The 18805-nt window shown below is 68.3% G+C and carries 18 protein-coding genes; 11 read left to right on the top strand and 7 right to left on the bottom strand.

From position 1 onward, the window contains the following. Positions 1 to 14: 14 nt before the first annotated feature. A complete protein-coding gene (locus LRH25_RS20755; RefSeq protein WP_231012114.1) occupies positions 15 to 4076 on the top strand; it encodes an ATP-binding protein in 4062 nt (1353 codons plus the stop codon). 14 nt (positions 4077 to 4090) lie between these two features. Here LRH25_RS20755 and LRH25_RS20750 read toward each other — a convergent pair whose 3' ends face one another. Both LRH25_RS20750 and LRH25_RS20745 read right to left on the bottom strand, forming a co-directional pair. Continuing rightward, positions 4091 to 5068, bottom strand: a complete 978-nt coding sequence (locus tag LRH25_RS20750) for a tripartite tricarboxylate transporter substrate binding protein (RefSeq protein ID WP_141290829.1) — start codon at positions 5066 to 5068, stop codon at positions 4091 to 4093. 122 nt (positions 5069 to 5190) lie between these two features. Beyond that, positions 5191 to 6342 carry a UDP-galactopyranose/dTDP-fucopyranose mutase family protein gene (locus tag LRH25_RS20745; RefSeq protein WP_211361592.1) on the bottom strand — a complete coding sequence of 384 codons (1152 nt, stop codon included), beginning with the start codon at positions 6340 to 6342 and terminating at the stop codon, positions 5191 to 5193. A gap of 231 nt (positions 6343 to 6573) precedes the next feature. Here LRH25_RS20745 and LRH25_RS20740 point away from each other — a divergent pair, with 231 nt between their 5' ends. From LRH25_RS20740 to LRH25_RS20730, 3 genes are read left to right on the top strand one after another with little or no spacing between them, the layout of a single operon-like run. Continuing rightward, complete coding sequence (locus LRH25_RS20740) at positions 6574 to 9510, top strand: EAL domain-containing protein (RefSeq protein ID WP_231012112.1); 2937 nt, start codon at positions 6574 to 6576, stop codon at positions 9508 to 9510. After that, a complete protein-coding gene (locus LRH25_RS20735; protein WP_231012111.1) occupies positions 9507 to 9698 on the top strand; it encodes a hypothetical protein in 192 nt (63 codons plus the stop codon). Before LRH25_RS20740 ends, LRH25_RS20735 begins: the two co-directional genes overlap by 4 nt. Beyond that, positions 9695 to 10567, top strand: coding sequence for an HDOD domain-containing protein (locus LRH25_RS20730; protein WP_231012110.1), 873 nt, complete (start codon positions 9695 to 9697; stop codon positions 10565 to 10567). Before LRH25_RS20735 ends, LRH25_RS20730 begins: the two co-directional genes overlap by 4 nt. Positions 10568 to 10612: 45 nt before the next feature. Here the strand turns inward: LRH25_RS20730 and LRH25_RS20725 are convergent, their stop codons facing one another. Continuing rightward, the gene (locus LRH25_RS20725; RefSeq protein WP_231012109.1) at positions 10613 to 10831 is read right to left on the bottom strand and encodes a hypothetical protein; all 219 of its coding nucleotides are present in this window, start codon (positions 10829 to 10831) and stop codon (positions 10613 to 10615) included. Positions 10832 to 10967: 136 nt separating this feature from the next. Between LRH25_RS20725 and LRH25_RS20720 the strand changes: the two genes are divergently transcribed. Beyond that, entirely contained in the window at positions 10968 to 12377 is a 1410-nt protein-coding gene (locus LRH25_RS20720) for an erythromycin esterase family protein (protein WP_231012108.1), read from the top strand. Positions 12378 to 12437: 60 nt separating this feature from the next. On the opposite strand, the gene LRH25_RS20715 is transcribed toward LRH25_RS20720, so the two are convergent. From LRH25_RS20715 to LRH25_RS20705, 3 genes are all read right to left on the bottom strand, one after another. After that, positions 12438 to 12641: a DUF6496 domain-containing protein gene (locus LRH25_RS20715; RefSeq protein WP_141288580.1), complete on the bottom strand. Its 204-nt coding sequence runs from the start codon at positions 12639 to 12641 to the stop codon at positions 12438 to 12440. Between the two features lie 74 nt (positions 12642 to 12715). Then, a complete protein-coding gene (locus tag LRH25_RS20710; protein WP_141288579.1) occupies positions 12716 to 13312 on the bottom strand; it encodes a DUF4142 domain-containing protein in 597 nt (198 codons plus the stop codon). A gap of 102 nt (positions 13313 to 13414) precedes the next feature. Then, positions 13415 to 13819, bottom strand: a complete 405-nt coding sequence (locus LRH25_RS20705; protein WP_211361435.1) for a DoxX family protein — start codon at positions 13817 to 13819, stop codon at positions 13415 to 13417. A 461-nt stretch (positions 13820 to 14280) separates the two neighbouring features. On the opposite strand from LRH25_RS20705, the gene lepB reads away from it, so the two are divergent. From lepB to LRH25_RS20675, 6 genes are all read left to right on the top strand, one after another. Continuing rightward, on the top strand, positions 14281 to 14949 hold the full coding sequence (lepB, locus tag LRH25_RS20700; protein ID WP_141288577.1) for a signal peptidase I: 669 nt from the start codon (positions 14281 to 14283) through the stop codon (positions 14947 to 14949). Between the two features lie 200 nt (positions 14950 to 15149). Then, entirely contained in the window at positions 15150 to 15584 is a 435-nt protein-coding gene (locus LRH25_RS20695) for a VOC family protein (RefSeq protein ID WP_141288576.1), read from the top strand. A gap of 79 nt (positions 15585 to 15663) precedes the next feature. Continuing rightward, positions 15664 to 16158, top strand: coding sequence for an SRPBCC family protein (locus LRH25_RS20690; RefSeq protein ID WP_231012106.1), 495 nt, complete (start codon positions 15664 to 15666; stop codon positions 16156 to 16158). Between the two features lie 42 nt (positions 16159 to 16200). After that, a complete protein-coding gene (locus LRH25_RS20685) occupies positions 16201 to 16773 on the top strand; it encodes a GNAT family N-acetyltransferase (RefSeq protein WP_141288574.1) in 573 nt (190 codons plus the stop codon). Beyond that, positions 16737 to 17321 (top strand): VOC family protein, encoded by a 585-nt coding sequence (locus LRH25_RS20680; protein WP_231012105.1) that lies wholly within the window; start codon positions 16737 to 16739, stop codon positions 17319 to 17321. The genes LRH25_RS20685 and LRH25_RS20680 overlap by 37 nt, the downstream gene beginning before the upstream one ends. 20 nt (positions 17322 to 17341) lie before the next feature. Further along, positions 17342 to 17797 (top strand): excalibur calcium-binding domain-containing protein, encoded by a 456-nt coding sequence (locus LRH25_RS20675; RefSeq protein ID WP_170200933.1) that lies wholly within the window; start codon positions 17342 to 17344, stop codon positions 17795 to 17797. Between the two features lie 47 nt (positions 17798 to 17844). Here the strand turns inward: LRH25_RS20675 and LRH25_RS20670 are convergent, their stop codons facing one another. Continuing rightward, entirely contained in the window at positions 17845 to 18756 is a 912-nt protein-coding gene (locus LRH25_RS20670; protein ID WP_141288573.1) for a LysR family transcriptional regulator, read from the bottom strand. Positions 18757 to 18805: the final 49 nt, after the last annotated feature.

The following is an 18805-nucleotide window of genomic DNA, read 5'->3' as shown; positions in this document are numbered from 1 at the left end:
GGGCAGCTGCACCCGTGAGCGAAGCGGCCGAGCAGCGCGACACGGCCCCGGACCCGGCCGCGCCGGCCGCTGCCGACGCCAGCCTCCCGCCGCAGCCGGCCGACCCGGGCGGGATCTCCGGCCCGGTTGATCCGGTCGACCCCGTCGATGCGATGGCCACGCGCGAGATCGATGCCGGGTTGATCGTGCTGGCCTATGCCATCTTTGCCGCGCTGTGGATCCTGCTGTCTGACCGCGTGCTGGCCTGGCTGGTCACCGATGTCGACCAGCTGCTGCTGCTCGGCACGCTCAAGGGCTGGCTGTTTGTCGCCATCACCTCGGTGCTGCTGTACCTGACCATCCGCTACTCGACCGCGCGGCCTGGCTCGCTGCTGCCGCCGCGGCGGCGCCGCGGCTGGTCGGTGGGCTGGCCGCTGCTGGTGGCCGCGCTGGGCACCGGCACCGTCACCATGGGCGCTGCGATGGCCAGCCTGCAGCAGCACCGGCAGACCGAGCTGGCGCGGCTGCAGGCCATTGCGCTGGCCCAGTCCACCCAGCTGTCGGACTGGCTGACCGAGCGCATGGGCGACCTGCGCTTCATCAACGGTGCCATGCCATGGACCCAGCTCTACCAGCACTGGCGCACCGCCCATGACAGCAAGGACCTGGACCTGCTGCGCAGCCGGCTGATCGCCTTCGCCGAGAACAAGGGCTTTCGCAACGTGCTGCTGCTCGACGAGCAGGGCCAGCTGCAGCTGCAGATCGACAACCTGCAGCCTGGCGGCGACCCAGGCCGGCGCGACGAGCAGGCCGCCGTCAGCCTGGCGCCCCAGCTGCAGGCGCTGGCCCGCGAGCTGGCGCGCGAGGGCGGGCTGCGCCGCATCGGTCCTTACCGGGACCCGGACGGCGTGCTGCGGCTGGACTTCCTCACGGCACTGCCGCGCGCACCGGGCGGGAAAGCCGCGGTCATCGTGCTGCGGGTGGACAGCAACTGGCATTCGGTCCGCGCGCTCGGCCAGTGGCCGGTGCCCACGCGCAGCGGCGAGACCTTGCTGGTGGCGCGCCAGGGCGAGCGCGCCCTGTTCCTGAACCCGCTGCGGCGCGACCCCGAGGCCGCCGGCCGGCGCAGCCGCCCGCTGGGCCAGGCCGACGCGCTCGAAGCCCAGGCCTTGCTGCACCCCGGCCGCGTGGGCCAGCTGCTGGAAGGTGAGGACTATGCCGGCGAGCCCGCATTGGCGGTGGCCCGGCCGGTCGAGGGCAGCGACTGGCTGCTGCTGGCCAAGATCGACGAAGCCGAGGTGCGCGCCGGTGCGGCTCAGGACCTGACCTGGATCGGCCTGGCCGGGCTGCTGACGCTGGTCATCGTGGCCGGTGTGCTGTGGCAGGCACGCCAGCGCCGCCAACTCGCCGCCACCCAGCGCGAGCGCCACGACCAGGCCCAGCAACTGCAGGCGCTGCGCCTGGTGCAGGCCTTGTCGGACAGCTCGACCGACGTGATCTACGCCAAGGACATGCAGGGCCGCTACCTGCTGTTCAACCGCGAGGCCTGCGCCGTCACCGGGCTGACGGAGCAGCAGGTGCTGGGCCGGCTGGACCACGAGATCTTCCCGCCCGAGATGGCCCGCGAGCGTGAAGAATCCTGCAACCGGGTGATGCGCGAGCAGCAGGTCTTCACTGCCGAAGAGCGCATCTCCACGGTGCTGGGCGAGCGCACCTTCCTCAGCACCAAGGGGCCGCTGCGCGATGCGCGCGGCGAGGTCATCGGCCTGTTCGGCATCCTGCGCGACATCACCGAGCGCATGCGCGCCGAGCAGCAGCTGCGCGACCAGGACGAGATGCTGCACCAGGTCAGCACCATGGCCCGCATCGGCGGCTTCCGGCTGATTGGCCTGCCGGGGGCGGGTCTCAGCGAAGCCTGGACCGACGAGGTTTCGCGCATGCTGGGCCAGGCCAACGGCCGGCCGGTCACGCTGGCCAAGCTGCTGGCGCTGTGCCGGCCCGAGGAGCGGCAGCGTCTCAGCGCGGCGATCGACGCTGGCCTGGCCGGCGGCCAGCCTTTTGACCTGGAGCAGCCCCTGATGCTGCCCGGTGGCCGCCAGCGCAGCCTGCGCGTGGTCGGCCTGCCGGCCGAGCTGGCGGCTGCCTCCGGTCCCGGCCAGCAGGCCGTGCTGCAAGGCTTTGTGCAGGATGTGACCGAGCAGCGCCGCCTGCTCGACGAGCTGGACCAGCACCGCAACCACCTCGAAGAGCTGGTGCAGCGCCGCACCACCGAGCTGGCCGATGCCAGGCTGCGCGCCGAAGCCGCCAACACCGCCAAGACCAGTTTCCTGGCCAACATGAGCCACGAGATCCGCACGCCGATGAACGCGGTCATCGGCCTGACCCACCTGCTGCGCGACGCCGACACCACGCCGCTGCAGGCCGAGCGCCTGGACAAGATCGACGCCGCGGCCTACCACCTGCTGTCCATCCTCAACGACGTGCTGGACCTGTCCAAGATCGAGGCCGGCCGCGTGGAGCTGGAGGCGGTGGACTTCTCGCTCGGCGTGCTGCTCGACGAAGTGCGCACGCTGGTGCTGCAGCCGGCCCAGGCGCGCGGCCTGGCGGTGTGGGTCGAGCCGGTCGAGCCACCGCTGTGGCTGCGCGGGGACGCCACCCGGCTGCGCCAGGCCTTGCTCAACTACGCCGGCAACGCAGTCAAGTTCACCGAGCGCGGCGAGGTGCGGCTGTCTGCCCGGGTGCTGCAGCAAAACGCGGCCGGCGTGCAGCTGCGGCTGGAGGTGCGCGACACTGGCATCGGCCTGTCGGCCGACCAGGCCGGCCGTGTCTTCGAGGCCTTCGAGCAGGCCGACCTGTCCACCACCCGGCGCTTTGGCGGCACCGGGCTGGGCCTGGCCATCGTGCGCCGGCTGGCCGGGCTGATGGGCGGCGAAGCCGGCGTCTCCAGCAAGCCGGGGCAAGGCAGCACCTTCTGGTTCAGCGCCTGGTGCCAGCGCGGCCTGCCGTATGCGCGGGTGGCCATGCCGGGCCAACGCGGCGAGGCGGCGCAGCAGCTGCGCAACCGGCGCAGCAAGGCGCGGGTGCTGCTGGCCGAGGACAACGCGGTCAACCGCGAGGTCATGGTCGACCTGCTGCAGGCCGTGGGCCTGACCGTGGACACCGCAGGCGACGGCCAGCAGGCGCTGCACATGGCCCGCCAGGCCCAGCGCGAAGGCCAGGGCCATGCGCTGGTGCTGATGGACATGCAGATGCCGGTGCTGGACGGGCTGGACACCACCCGCGCGATGCGTGCCGAGCCGGCGCTGGCCGGGCTGCCCATCGTCGCGCTGACGGCCAATGCCTTCGACGACGACCGCCAGGCCTGCGAAGCCGCCGGCATGAACGGCTTCATCCGCAAGCCGGTCGACCCCGACACCTTGTACCGCTGCCTGCTGCAGTGGCTGCCGGCGTTGCCGCTGCCTGCAGCGGTGGCCGGCAGCGAAGCCAGCCTGCCGCAGGTCGAAGGGCTGGACCTGGCCCGCGGCCTGCAGGTCTGCGGTGGCGACCCGGCGCTGTACCAGCGGGTGCTGAAGGCCTTTGCCCGCAGCCATGCCGACGATGCCGCCAGGCTGACCAGCCTGCTGGCTGAACGCGACGCCGCCGGCCTGCGGCTGGCTGCGCATTCGCTCAAGGGCGCGGCCGGTGCGATCGGCGCCGAAGCGCTGACCGAAGCCGCCCGCGGGCTGGAGCTGGCGCTGCGCGGCGAAACCGAAGCAGCGCCCGTCGAACCGGCCGCGCTGGCCCGTCTGGTCGAGGCCCTGCAGGCGAGCCTGGTGCCGCTGCTGGCTGCGTTGGCCGAGGCCGACAGCGAGCCAGGCGCCGCGCCGGCTGGCGACGAACGCGCCTCAGCCCAGCCTTGGATCAGCCCCGAGCAGGTGCTGATGCAACTGCGTGAACACCTCGCGACCGGGCACCTGGCCGCGGGCGCCTTTGCGCAGGCCCACGAAGCCGTGCTGCGGCGGGCCCTGGGCGAGGCGCAGCTGCAGCGCCTGAACCAGGACCTGCAGCGCTTCGACTACGAAGCCGCGCTGCAGTCGCTCACCCAGCCCGCCGAGTAGAACTGTCCTCGCGTTCAGTCTTCCCGCATTTGCGCGGCCTTGGCAATGGGCCCCAGCCTGGCCTTCTCGGCGGCCAGGAACTTGCGGAAGTCCTCGCGGCTGCCACCGGTCGGGTCGATCGCCATGGGGATCAACCGGGCCCGCAGTTCGCTGGACTTCAGCGCCGTGTTCACCGCGGCATTGAGCTTGTCCAGGATCGCGTCCGGCGTGCCCTTGGGCGCGAACACGCCGGTCCAGTGGCCGATCACGATGTCGTTGAAGCCCTGCTCCTGCGCCGTGGGCAGGTCCGGCAGCGCGGCAATGCGGCGACTCCAGGTCGAGGCGATGGGGATCAGCTTGCCGCCCTTGATCATCGGCAGCACGATGGGGCTGCCTTCGGAGGTCGCGTCCACCTGGTTGCCCACCACGGCCGACATGCCTTCCGAACCGCTCTTGAACGGGATGATCTGCATCTTCGCCCCGGCCTTGAGCTTGAGCATCTCGGCGACGAAGTGCGGCGTGCTGCCGGTGCCGGCGGTCGAGAAGTTCAGGCCATCGCCCTTTTTCGAAGCGGCAACCAGGCCCTTCAGGTCCCTGATCTTCGAATCGGCCGGCACCACGATGACCGACGGGCTCACGGCCATCATCACCACCGGCACCAGCGCGTCTTCCTGGTAGGGCATCTTCGTCTTGATCATCGCGTTGGTGATCACACCGGCCGCAGGCGTCAGGAAGGTGTAGCCATCGGGGGCGGACTTGGCGACGATGTCGGCGCCCAGCATCGAGCCGGCACCGGGCTTGTTCTCGATGATGATGGTGGCGCCCAGCACCTTGGCGGTGGCCTCGGCCACCGCGCGGGCCACGATGTCGTTCGAGCCGCCGGGCCCGAAAGGCACGACGAAATGGATCGGCTTGCTGGGCCAGGGCGCGGCTTGCGCCTGGGCCAGGCCGGGCAGGGCGGCGGCAAGCGCCAGGGCCAGCGTGTGCCGGCGTGAGAAGAGGGAAGACGTCACAGGGGGTTCCTTTGGGATCGGCACAGTTCAATGCTATGCGATGACTCCTAGGGTAGTCCCTTGGTCGCTGGCCAGGCCTGTGGAAACCGCGTAAACCCCGCGCAGCCGTTCCCGGTACCTGCTCAGTGCTTGGCCAGGAAGGCGCGCGCCGTGTCCAGCGCGGCGCGGATGGTCACGTCCATGTCCATGTAGCGGTAGGTGCCCAGGCGGCCGACGAAGGTCACGCCTGGCTCCGCCGCGGCGCGCGCCTGGTAGGCCTTCAGCAGGTCGTCGCCTTCGGTCAGGTGCACGGGGTAGTACGGAATGTCGGCCTCGCCGCAGCTGCGGCTGAATTCCGTGTAGCAGACGGAAGCCGCATGGGTTTCCCAGGGCGAGAAATGCTTGTGCTCGGTGATGCGGGTGAAGGGCACGGCCTCGTCGCAGTAGTTCATCACCGCGCAGCCCTGCACGTCGCCCTCGGCCTCGGAGCGCTGGAAATCCAGCGTGCGGTAGGGCAGGCGGCCCAGGTCGTAGCCGTAGAAGCCGTCCACCGGGCCGGACCAGAACACGTGGTCGAACTCGGCCAGCGCATCGGGGGCCAGCGGTGTGCCCAGCTTCACCTCGATGTTGGGGTGGTCCAGCATCTTCTCCACCATCTCGGTGTAGCCGTTTTCCGGCATGCCCTGGTGCTTGTGGAAGAAGTAGTTGTCGTTGTAGTTGAAGCGCACCGGCAGCCGCTTCAGGATGGCCGCCGGCAGGCGCTTCGGGTCGACTTCCCACTGCTTCAAGGTGTAGCCGCGAAAGAAGGTTTCGTACAGCTCGCGGCCGATGAAGCGCAGCGCCTGCTCCTCGAAGCTCTGCGGGTCGGCGATGCTGGTGTCGGCCTGTTCCTGCGTGATGAAGGCCTCGGCCTCGGCCGGCGAGAAAGTCTTGCCGAAGAATTGGTTGATGGTGTGCAGGTTGATCGGCAACGAGAAGACCTGGCCGCGTGCGGTGGCCTTCACGCGGTTCACGAAGGGCATGAAGCGCATGTAGCGGTTCACCAGCGCCCAGACCTCGTCGTCGTCGGTGTGGAAGATGTGCGGGCCGTAGATGTGCACCATCACCTGGGACTTTTCGTCGCGCTCGGTGTGGCAGTTGCCGGCCACGTGCGGCCGCTTCTCGAACAGCGTGCAGCGGTGGCCTTGTTCGGCCAGTTCGCGGGCGATCACCGCGCAGGACAGGCCGGCACCGGCCATGCCGATGTGCAGCGGGCGGCCAGCCGGGCCGGCGGCGGGAGCGGAACTTGGGGTCATGGTCACCTCGCACCGCCTCGCACGGGCGGCTGGCGCCTGGAACGGCCAGGCCCGGCCGAAAGCGCATGCGGCGCGGCAGGGAGCTTCGGCAGCTTGCATTCTCCGGGCCTGGCGATGGCCCCGGGTCGGTGAAAAGCCCCATGGAAGGCGGCTTGTTCTCAAGCTGGGGCGGGGCGGTGCCGATAGTGGCCTCATGGCAGGCCTCGGCTTGCCGCCTCGATCCACACATCCATGGTGCAAGACCCTTTCGCGAACGCAGCTCAGGCCAGGCTGGACGCCAGCCGCGCCGCCGCCTTGCTCGACCAGGCCCAGGTGGGGCTGGTCGTGGTCGATGCGCATGGGCTGCGCTTTGCCAACCCGGCCGCGCTGCGCCTGCTGGGCGACGCGCCCGGGCGGCCCGTCATTGGCCGCAGCCTGCTGGACTTCATTGCGCCGACCGACCGGGCGCACGTGGCCGAGCAGATCCGCCGCCGGCTGGCTGGCGAGCCGGGCAGCGCCTACGACGTGCGCTGCCGCCGCACAGACGGCAGCGAGTTCGATGCCCGCCTGTTCGGCCAGCGGGTGATGTTCGACGGCCACCATGCCGACCTGGTGACCCTCACCGACGTGACCGAGCTGAAGGACGCCCTGCGCCGCAGCGAATGGACCGCCAGCCTGCTGGCGCGCAGCGAGTCGCTGTGCCGCTCCGGCTCCTTCGAGGTCGAATGGCCCTCGGGCCGGGTGTTGGTGTCGCAAGGCCTGCGCGAGCTGACCGGCGAGTACCGCAGGCCCGTCGGCGTGGACGACACGGTGGACATGATCAGCTGGGTGCCGCCCGATGAGCGCGGCCTGCTGGCTGCGATCTGGCGCAATGCCGTGGTGGGCGAACCCTTCGAGCTGCAGCACCGGCTGCTGTGTGCCGATGGCGAGCGCCTGGTGGTGCTGCACCGCGGCATCCTGCAGGCTGGCGCGCCCGGCCAGCCGCCGCGCGGGCTGGCGCTGATCCAGGACATCACCCGCCAGCACGAGGCCGAGCACCGCATCCAGGAGCTGGCCAATTTCGACGAAGTGACGGGACTGCCGAACCGCTCCAGCCTGCTGGACCAGCTCGATGCCCGCGCCCACACCGCGCGCTGGGACGAGCGTGGCTTCTGCCTGATGTCCATCGACGTGCCGCGCATCACCGAGCTGCGCGCCACCATGGGTTTTGGCGCGGGCGACAGCCTGGCCATGACCATCGCCGCGCGGCTTTCGCGCATGGCCACCGAGCAGGAGGTCGTGGCGCATGTGGGCGGCAGCGAGTTCGCGGTCATGCGCGTGTTCGACGGCCCGGCCGCGCAAGAGGCCCTGCACCTGCGCGCCCAGGCGCTGCAGGCCGGCCTGCAGGAGGCCGCGCGTGTCGGCCCCACCGAAGTCTTCCCGCTGTGCCACATCGGCATCGCGATGTTCCCGGCCGACGGCGAAGCTGCCGACGCCTTGCTCGAAGCCGCGCAGACCGCGCGGCTGGGCGCCGAAGCCGCCGGCGGCGTGGCTTTCGCGCGGCCTGAATCCAACGCACTCGCGCTGCGCGAAATGCAGCTGGCCGGTGCTTTGCGGCATGCGCTGGTGCGCAACGAGCTGAGCTTGCGCTACCAGCCGCAGGTCAGCCTGGCGACCGGCGCGGTGATCGGCGCCGAGGCGCTGCTGCGCTGGCGCTCGGCCGAGTGGGGCGACGTGTCGCCGGTCGAATTCATCCAGGTGGCCGAACGCTCCGGGCTGATCGGCGCGATTGGCGACTGGGTGCTGCGCCGCGTCTGCGAACAGTCCGTCATCTGGCGCCGCGAGGGCCTGCCGCCGGTGCGGCTGGCGGTCAACTTCTCGCCGCTGCAGTTCCAGCAGGGCGATGTGGCGCGCCAGGTCCAGCGCACGCTGCTCGAAACCGGTGCCGACCCCGCCTGCCTGGGCATGGAGCTGACCGAAAGCACGCTGATGGAGAACCCCGAGCGCGCCGCGGCCATGCTGCGCGAGCTGCGCGCGCTGGGCATCGAAATCTCGCTGGACGACTTCGGCACCGGCTTCTCCAGCCTCAGTTGCCTGCGCCGCCTGCCGATCGACGTGGTCAAGATCGACCGCTCGTTTGTGCAGGACATGACCAACGGGCCCGAGAGCGTCTCGATGGCGCGCGCCATCATCACGATGGCCCAGGGCCTGAAGATGCAGGTGCTGGCCGAAGGCGTGGAGACCGAAGACCAGCTGGCGCTGCTGGTCGCCAAGGGCTGCGACCAGATGCAGGGCTACCTGTTCAGCCGCCCCATCACCAACGACGAAATGGCCGCGCTGCTGCGCGAAGGCCGGCGCCTGCCGGAAGACCGCGTGCGCGGCGGCCACAAGACCCGCACCCTGCTGCTGGTGGACGACGACGTGGCGGCGCTCTCCGCGCTGCGCCGGCTGTTCCGCCGCGAAGGCTACCGCGTGCTCACCGCCGCCAGCGCCGAAGAAGGCCGCGCCCGCCTGGCCGACAGCTCGGTCGACGTGATGCTGTGCGACCCCGGCCTGTCCGGCCCGCCGCTGCTGGCGCATGCGCAACAGCAGCATCCCGACGTGGCGCGCATTGCGCTGGCCGGCCCCGAGGAATGGGCCGCGGTGGCGGGTGAAGTCAGCAGCGGGGCGCTGCACCAGGTGGCTGCCAAGCCCTGGGACGAAACCCGGCTTTGTGCCCAGGTGGCACAGGCCTTCCGCCAGCAGCTGATGGGCGATGACCACCGCCGCCTGCAGGACGAGGTGGGCAGCCTGCAGACCGAGCTGGCCACGCTGCGCCAGCAGCTGGCCAGCGCCCAGGCCCGCGAGGAAGCCCAGGCCCAGCTGCTGGAGGCCCGCGGCACGGGCGTGCGCGACCTGGTCGACCAGCTGCCGCTGGCGGTGCTGGGCCTGGACCCGGATGGCCTGCTGGTCTATGCCAACGAACAAGCCCATCTGCAACTGCCGCAAGCGGCAGCCCAACTCGGCCTGCCGCCCGAAGGCTGGCTGGCCGAGCTCACGCTGCCCGGGATGCCGGCCGTGCTGTCGCTGCCGGCCTCGGCCCGGTCCGAACAGTGTTTCGAAGGCCGCCCGGGCCAGGTGCTGGTGCAGCCTCTGCGCGTGGCCGACGGCTCGCCGCGTGGCCACAGCCTGGTCTTCCTGCCCATGGCCCCGCCGCCCGCTGCGTCATGAACGAACCGCAAAACAAGCCGCCCGCTGCAAATACTGCCGACGCTGCTGCCACCGAGCAGCGGCTGGCCAGGCTGTTCCGCCGCGCGCTGGGCGAGCAGCGCTTGCATCCGCTGTATGCGCTGCTGCGCCGCCACCGCGGGCTGACGGATGCGCTGCCGCCGGCCCACACAAGGCCTGAGCCGTCGTGACACCCGATCCCCAGTCCTTCGCCGCGCGGCTGGACGGCCGCATTGCCAAGCTGCCGCCGCTGCCCGAAGCGCTGCGCGCAGTCTGGCAGGCGCTGGACAAGGAGAACCTCTCCATCACCCAATGCGTGCGCCTGATCGAGCAGGACTCGGTGCTGGCCGGCCGCACGCTGCGCATGGCCAACTCGGCTTTTTACGGCCTGGCCGGTCGCGTCGCCCGCATCGGGGACGCGGTCAACCTGCTGGGCCTGCGGGCCATGGGCTCGATGCTGGCTGCGGTGTCCATTGGCGACGCGCTGAAACCCGCTGCCGCACCGGCTGGCTGGTCACTGCGCGGCTACACCCGCCACGCGGTGGCCGCCGCCGTTGCCGCACGCGCCCTGGCGCCGCGCCTGGGCGTGGATGCCGAGCAGGCCTTCCTCGCCGGTCTGATGCATGACATCGGCCAGCTGGTGCTGGTTTCGCAGTTCGCGACCGAGGCCGCCGCGGTGCGCGCCCATGCGCAAGCCGGCGACCTGCCCAGCCACCTGGCAGAGCAGGCCGTGCTGGGCCTGGACCATGCCGAGATCGGTGCCCGCCTGGCTCGCCACTGGCGTTTCCCTGCGCTGATCAGCGAAGCCATGGCCAACCACCATCAGCCCGGTGGCGCACTAATGGACGGCGTGGACGGCGTGGCCGACCTGACCGTGCTGATCCACGTGGGCGACGCGATGGCCCACGCCCTGGACCTGGCCGACGAGCCGGACGAAGCCGTCCCGCCGCTGGACGCTGCCGCCTGGCTGAAGCTGCGGCTGGACGAACCGGCCGCGCTGGCGCTGCTCGCGCGCATCGAGGCCGAGGCACGCGCCATGTCCGAAGCCCTGGGCAGCTGAGCCCGCATCAGGGCTGGTGCCCGCCAGCGCAGGTGATTGCGCGCCCTACTTGCGCCCGCCGCCCAGCGCGTCGCCGCCCTTGTCCTGCCGCGGCGCGTCCGGCGCCATCGCTTCGCGGGTGCTGGGCATGTCCAACGCTGCGCCGGGGTCTTCCTCGCCTGCGTCCGATTCGGTTTCCGGACCTTGCTGCGGTGCCTGGGCCTTGCCGTCGGTGCGCGGCGTGGGTGGCTTGTCGGGGTGCTTGGTGGTGATGGTGTTGCTCATCGCGGTCTCCGGTGGGGTGTGTATCTGTCACATGGCAAGCAGCATGCCCTGCGGCACCGTGTGAGGCACACCGAGGCACGCCATTTGCCCGATGCGAGGCATGCGCTCCACGACGCGGGCGCTGGAGACCGTCCCGATGCGAACCCCTGACGACCAATGCGTGGACCGCCTGCGGCGCGCCGCGCGCCCGCTGCGCGGCGATGCCACTGACCATGACCTGCTGCTGGAGATGGTCGGCCACAAGTCATTGGTGCTGCTGGGCGAGGCCTCGCACGGCTCGCACGAGTTCTACCTGCAGCGGGCCCGCATCACGCAGCGGCTGATCGCCGAGAAAGGCTTCCATGCGGTGGCCATCGAAGGCGACTGGCCGGACGCGGCGCGCGTCAACCGCCATGTGCGCGGCAGCGCCGGCCGGCCCACGCTGTTGCCGCCTATGGAGCCCGCCGCCGCGCTGGCCGGCTTCCAGCGTTTCCCCACCTGGATGTGGCGCAATACCGTGGTCGCCGGCTTCATCGACTGGCTGCGCGAGTTCAACAGCGTGCGGCCGATGGCGGTGCGCACCGGTTTTTACGGGTTGGACCTGTACAGCCTGCAGGGTGCCATGGGCGCGGCGCTGGACCACCTGCGCGAGGCCGACCCGGCCAGCGCCAAGGCGTTGCGCGCGCAGTGCGTCCGCTTCGACGCCTTTGGACCGGACAGCGAGATTCACGGCCTGATGAGCGGCCTGCGCGCTGCGCCCTCGTGCGAGGCTGCCGTGCGCGCGGCGATGGCGCAGCTGCTGCAGCGTGGCCGGCAGGCGGCTGACCCAGGCGGCGCGGTGGATCAAGAAGAGGCACGCTTCGACCTTGCGCAGAACGCGCGGCTGGTGAAGAACGGCGAGCAGCACTGCCGCGCCATGTGCCTGGGCGAGATGTCCTGCTGGAACCTGCGCGAGCAGCAGATGGCCGATATGCTGGCCGAGCTGCACATCCACCTGGCCAAGCGGGTCGCGCGGCCGAAGATCGTCGTCTGGGCGCACAACTCGCACACAGGCGACGCCCGCGCCACCGAGATGGGCCGACTGCGCGGCGAGCAGAGCCTGGGCCAGTTGGTGCGCCAGCGGCAACCCGACGATTGCCTGCTGGTCGGCATGACCACCCACAGCGGCAGCGTCACCGCCGCCAGCGACTGGGACGCGCCGGCGTTGCAACAACGCGTGCGCCCCGCGCTGGCCGGCAGCGTGGAGCAACTGTTGCACGACACCGGCCTGCCGCGCTTCTGGCTGCCGCTGCGGCCGGGCAGCGAGGCCAGCGAGGTGCTGCGCGAACCGCGGCTGCAGCGCGCCATCGGCGTGGTCTACCGCCCTGAAGCCGAGCGCGAGAACCACCATTTCTTTTCCCGCGCCGCCGAACAGTTCGATGCCTTGCTGCACCTGGACAGCACCCGCGCGCTGGCCCCGCTGTTGCCCGAGCCAGCCTGGCGTGCCGGCGATGGCCAGCCGCTGACCAAGGAGTCGCTGTTGGCCCTGCACGGCGACATGCACGAAGCCTTTCCCACGGGGCTGTGAGCCCAACGCAATGAAGCCGCCCGGGAGCGGCTTCTTTCTTGACGGGGCGGGCGTTCGGCGTCAGTGAGAAGCGGTCTTCTTGGACGCGCGCTTGGACGGCACCTTGCCGCCTTCCTTTCGCGCCTCCGACAAGCCGATCGCAATCGCCTGCTTGCGGCTTTTCACCGGCTTGCCGGTGGAGCCGCTTTTCAGCTTGCCTTCCTTCAGCTCGTGCAGGGCCGTGTGTACCTTTTCCTGGGCCTTCGCGCCATAACGGTTGGGCATTGCATGTTCCTTTCAGAGGGCGGTGAGATGTGGCGGCAAGCCAGCTGCCGCCTCGTGCGTCAGATGGGCTCAGCTCAGCGGGAAGCTGCTGGTGCCGCGCTGGGAGCCACCGCAGCCTGCAGCGTGCGGGCCATCTCCAGGTGATGCTGCAGCGCCGGCAGCGTCTTCACCGCGAAGGCCTTCACGTCTGCGTCCTTGGCATCGGTCGAAGCCTTCTGGAACAGTTTCACCGTGTCTTCGTGCGCCTTCACGCCAAAGCTTTCCACGTAACGCTGGTCGAACTTGTCGTCGTCGCCGACCTTGATCAATTCGAGCTTGGTGCGCTTGCCCAGCGACGCCTTGTCCGAGAGCGTCACGTTCTTGCTCGCCGCCAGCGCCTTCAGCTCGTCGGCCGTCGCGGTGTGGTCCTTGATCATCTGCGCAGCGAAGGCCTTCACGTCGTCGCGCTTGGCCTTGGTCTGCGCCAGCTGGCTGGCTTCGATCTCGCCATTGCCGGCCTTGGCGGCATCCTTCATGAAGCTGCTGTCGGCATGCGAGAGCGAGTCCGCTGCCATCGCCAGGCCACTGGCCAGCAGCAGCGTGCCCATGGCCAGCGCCGGGCGCAGGCCACGGCGCATCAGGGAAGGCCGGCGAGCGGCGGGAGTGTCGAAATGGGCGAGGGTGTGAGACATGGCATCTCCTGGTGGTTGGTCGTCATCACCTTCTGGCAAACCGGAGGCCCAAGCCAGCGAGCGCGCTGTCCGCCAGCTTGTCCCCTTGTGTGTGTTTGGCGCTCAGTTCCAGCGCGCGTGCTGCCCGGCCAAGCTGAAGCGGCCCGCGCCCAGCAGCAAGATGGCCACCGAACCGAACAGGTAGAAAACCTGCAACTCCACCGCCCAGCCGCCGGTAGGCGCCAGCGTGAACAGCTGCGTCATGTGCACCAGCGCAAACGCCACCAGTATGTTCGCCACCATCAGCAGCGCACCCACCCGCGTGTACATGCCGATGATCACCAGCACCGGCCCCAGCACTTCCCCGAGGTAGGCGCCATAGGCCAGCACCGGCGGCAAGCCGTGCTGCGTCAACATCGCCATCACCTGGCCCGGCCCTTCGACGACCTTGCTGAGGCCATGGAACAGCATCAACACCGCCACCGTCAGCCGCAGCACCAGCTTGCCGGCGTCGGCGGAGGCAAGCACTGCGGGCGTGGCGACCGGACGAAGGTACTCCCGCGAGATCGGGCGGGGCGCCTGGCGGGACGCGGAAGAGGGCAGGGACGAGGTGGGCATGGCGAGCTCCAGAAGAGAGACGGCGGTAACAAGCGAAGGGCATTCGGTGTGCCGCGTGACCGCCAGAGCGCATGCGCGCCAGCAGCAACATCGCCCCCGCGCTCAGGCACCATTCACATCTCTCTTGAAATGCAGCGTCGCGCTTTCTCCTGCATCAAAGGTCGTGGCAGCACGGTAAAGGCCAGGCTTGTGTCAGGTGGCGAGCGTAGTTCGGCCGGCGAGTCCGGCAGAATGCGCGGCAAACATATGAGTTTCCTCCGGGGCAGGGCGCCTCTCCTCGTCCAACTGCAGGTTCAACACGGACAAAAAGGCTTTGCATTTTTGCCGGTTAACCTGGGCGTTAGATCAGACATCACCACCGAAAGGTACCTATGAGACGCTGGATAAACCAGAACCGAGGCTTTCTGATCTTCTTGCTTTGCTTTGGATTCTTCCGATCAGCCATGGCCGATTGGAATCCCATACCTTCTGGCTCCATGCGCCCAACTCTTTTGGAAGGAGACGTCGTCCTTGTCAATCGACTCGCGTATGACTTCAAGATTCCTCTGACCGACATCGCGGTCATGAAACTTGGAAGCCCTCAGCGTGGCGATGTAGTCACCTTCACGTCTCCTGTGGACGGTGTCCGCTTGATCAAGCGACTCGTCGGAGTGCCCGGCGATGTCGTGGAAATGCGAGACGAAATACTCTTTGTCAACGGATCGGCCGCAGAGTACAGCACTCCCCGAGGTGTCACCGAACCTATGGACCACGGCCGCACCGCCGAAGGCCTGCGAACGACGGAACGGATCGAAGGAAGCGAACGGACCGTCCAGTTCCTGCCGGCCATTGAGGCAAAGCGAAGCTTTGGACCGATCTCCGTTCCGGCGGACAGCTACTTCTTCCTTGGCGACAACCGAGACAACAGTGCCGATTCCCGCTACATAGGCGTTGTTCCCCGTCGCCTTCTTATCGGTCGAGCCCACCACATCCTCGTCTCGGCGAACATCAAAGGCGATTGGTTGCCGCGGCTGGAACGGGTGGGCGAACGCATTCAATAGGTCGAGCAGTGTGATCCCTTCCATCAAGCGGACGTCTTCCAGCAAGCTTCGCTTGCTTCCAGCGGCCGCTCATGTCAAACGTTTGGGGCTGCCATGCCTGGTGCCGGCCAGCGTCGCATGAAGGGGCCGCGAGCTTCCTTCCTGTCCCGATCAGGTGCCGCGAGCGGCAGGTCTGGGATTCACCCGAGAGGAAGCGAGAAATGTCGCTCAAACGAATGGACAACGTTCTCATCGTTGTCGACGATCTTGAAGCCGTCAAGGCGTTCTTCATCGAGCTGGGCCTCAGGCTGGAGGGCGAGACGACGGTGGAGGGCCCTCTGGTCGGAAAGCTGATCGGGCTCAACGATGTCCGAGCCACCCTCGCAATGCTGCGGACTCCCGATGGGCAAGGAATCGAGCTGGACAAGTTCCATGCACCTGAAGCGATCCGGTACGGCCCCGTGAACGCACCAGTAAATTCATATGGCCTTCGCCGCATCATGTTTGCTGTCGAAAACATCGACGCTGTTCTTGCTCGAATGCGCGAGCACGGGGCCGAGCTAATCGGGGAAATGCAGTACGAAGACACGTACCGCCTCGCCTACATTCGGGGCCCCGAGGGCATCATCGTCGCGCTTGCTGAGCAGTCTGCCTGACGCAGATCGTCCAGCGATCCGCTTTCGAGCATTCATGAGCGCGGCGCTAACCCTTCTACAGGGACTTCCCCGCGCGTCAATGACCACTGGTCTCAGGATCCAGATGCCAGTTGAAGCACTGGTGACCATCGACGGAACGGCGGCAGCGGTCTGGGCCGCCATGTCCAACATCGAGAACGCCGCCGAAATCATCAGCGGGGTGAAGAAGATCGAGGTGGTTGAAAAACCTGCGAGCGGACTCGTTGGGCTGAAGTGGCGTGAAACCAGGATGCTGTTCGACGAACCCGCCACGGTCGAAAAGTGGATCACGGACGCGGTGGAGGACGAGTTCTACAAGACCAGGGCGGAAAGCCATGGGTTTGTGTTTTTGGCCACCCTGCGCATTTCGGAGCGCGGTGGCGTGGTGACCTTGCACAGTGCTCACGAGTCCATTCCGCAAGGCTTCGTCGCCAGGCTGAAGCTGATCCCGATGGCGTTCTTCAAAGGTGTGATGAAGAAGGCCTTGCTGCAGGACCTGAACGACATCAAGTCCGCGGTCGAGTCGGCCGGCGCGGGGGCTCGGCGCCCGGCTTGAAAAGCGCTTGCCCATCGTGCTTGAACAGGACAACCTGCGAACATGTCTCTGCCGACCCCCACGCTGCGCACCGAGCGCCTTTTGTTGCGCCCTTTTGGCGAGCGCGATGCTGATGCCATCTATGCCTTGCAGAGCAACCCGCAGGTGCTGCGCTACTGGGATTCACCGCCTTGGAAAGACCGTGCGCGAGCCGGGCGCTTCCTCGCGAGCTGCCAGCAGATGGCGGAGGAGGGCAGCGGTGCGCGGCTGGCCGTCACACGCGCAGGCGATGGGGTGTTCATCGGCTGGTGCTGCCTGGTCGAATGGAATCCGCTCTACCGCAGCGCCACGTTGGGCTACTGTTTCGCTGAAGCGGCCTGGGGCCAGGGTTTTGCGACGGAGGCCGCGGGCGCTTTGCTGCGGTGGGCCTTCGGCGCGCTGGACCTGAACCGCGTGCATTCCCAGACCGACACGCGCAACCTCGCCTCTGCCCGGGTGCTGGAGAAGCTGGGGTTTGTGCGCGAAGGCATGCTGCGGGAAGATTGCGTGGTGGACGGCGACGTGTCGGATTCCTGGGTATACGGCCTGCTGAGGCGGGAATGGGCGCAGTCGCCGCCAGGTTCGGCGGCAGGCTGAAATTTTGGTGCGTTCACCAAGGGAGAATTCTTCGCATGCGTGACAGACGAACAGCCATTGCATGCGCGTGTGCCGCCATGCTTTCCATCCTGCCGGCGTGGGCCGCCGCGCAGGCCGCTGCGGCAGATTCGAACAGTGCTTCAGGCAGTTCAACGGTGCAAAAGCCCATGAGCAGGGTGACTGGCATCGGCGGCGTCTTCCTGAAAGCAAAGGATCCGGCAACGCTGCGAGCCTGGTACAAGACCCATCTCGGCATCGACGTGCAGGTGTGGGGCGGTGCCAAGTTTCGGTGGGTGGACAGCGCGGGGAAATCAACACCAGGCAGCACCGCCTGGTTCATCGGCGACGGCAAGAGCTTCGCGCCCAGCGCTTCCGCGTTCATGGTCAATTACCGCGTGGCCGATCTGCCCGGGCTGCTGGCCGCACTCCGGGCCGAAGGCTGCGAAGTGCTGGAGAAAACCGAGGAATCGGAATACGGCAAGTTCGGCTGGGTGATGGACCCGGAAGGCAACAAGGTCGAACTGTGGCAACCGCCGGAAGGCAAGTAGTGCGTGCGCCTTCCTCGCCAATGATCAAGTGGCTGGCTGGTGCACTGCTGCTGGCGCTGGTGGCTTCGCCCGCAATGGCGGCCACTCAGCTCTACAAGTGCACCGTCAACGGTTCGGTGAACTACCAGCAGAGCCCCTGCCCATCCACCGAAGCCAGAAAGCCGCCAACGGTGGAGGAGCTCAATGCCGAAAGGCAGAAGAAGTTGGCGCAGGAAAAGGAAAGCCCGGCAAGTGCTGCGATGCCTCAAGCGGGAACGCGCACGCGAGCTGCGCCGGCTGCGCCCGGCATTGCCGAGCGAGCGCCTGGGAATGTCTATTTCTCGCCCAGCCCATCGTTCAAATGCGATGGCAGGACTTCTTGTTCTCGGATGACGTCCTGCGCCGAGGCGAAATACTTTCTTGCCCACTGCCCCGGCGTGAAGATGGACGGAAACGGAGATGGTGTTCCGTGCGAAGAGCAATGGTGCGGTCACTGAATCGCTGAGCCATCCGCTGATCCCGCTGTTGCGAGCCAGGCGAGGCGTCAGGCCCCTGTCGAGGAGGCCACATGCCGCTGCAACCCATCCGCCAGCGCATCAAACACCACCCTGCATGCCGCGCTGTGCCGCAGGTCCTCGTGCATCGTGACCCAGGTGTCCAGTTGCATTGAGAGCTCACTCGCCAGCAGCCGTTGCAGGGGCGGCTCGCTGCGCTGGGCCAGCGCAACCTGGCAGAAGCCGATGCCGGCGGCGGCGCGGATCAGCGCGAGCTGCGCCAGGTCGCTGTCGCTGCGCAGCGTGAACATCTCCCGCTTGACGCCGAGGCGCTGGGCGACGCTGCGCAGGTAAGGCGTCAGCTCGTCGAAGCCGATGAACGCGTGGCCGGCCATGTCTTGCAGTGAGCTTGGCGTGCCGTGGGCGGCGAGGTAGTCGGGGTGGGCGAAAAGACCGAGTTCGATCTGCCCGACCTGGCGGGCGACGAGCTGGTTTTGCGTGGGGCGCACCATGCGCACGGCGATGTCGGCCTCGCGCTGCAGCAGGTCCTGCACGCGGTTGCTGAGCTTCAGCTCGATGGTGATGCCGGGCTGCTGGTCGCGCAGGGCCTTGACGATGGGCGGCAGCACTTCCACGCCGACCACCTCGCTGGCGGTGATGCGCACCGTGCCGCTCAAGCCCTTCGCAGCGTCCCCCTGGCCGCTGGCGAGCCTGGCCAGTGCTGCGGCGCTGCTGGCCATGGCCTCGGCATGGCCGCGCAGCGCAAGGGCCGCGTTGGTCGGCAGCAGGCCCAGCTGTGAGCGGGTGAACAGCACCACACCGAGCTGTTGCTCCAGCGTGGCGATGTGCCGGCCGACCGTCGGCTGCGTGAGCCCCAGTTCGCGGGCTGCGCCGGACAGCGAGCCTTGCTGCAGCACGCCCAGCAGCGAGCGATAGAGTTCCCAGCCAATCGTTTGAGCCATACGGAAATGTATAGCTGCTGGCTTGTCTTCGGTAATTCCCAATCAGTGA

Source organism: Ideonella azotifigens (assembly GCF_021043325.1).
In the GTDB taxonomy this organism is placed as follows: domain Bacteria; phylum Pseudomonadota; class Gammaproteobacteria; order Burkholderiales; family Burkholderiaceae_C; genus Ideonella; species Ideonella azotifigens.
This window is presented reverse-complemented; position numbering and strand designations above follow the sequence as displayed.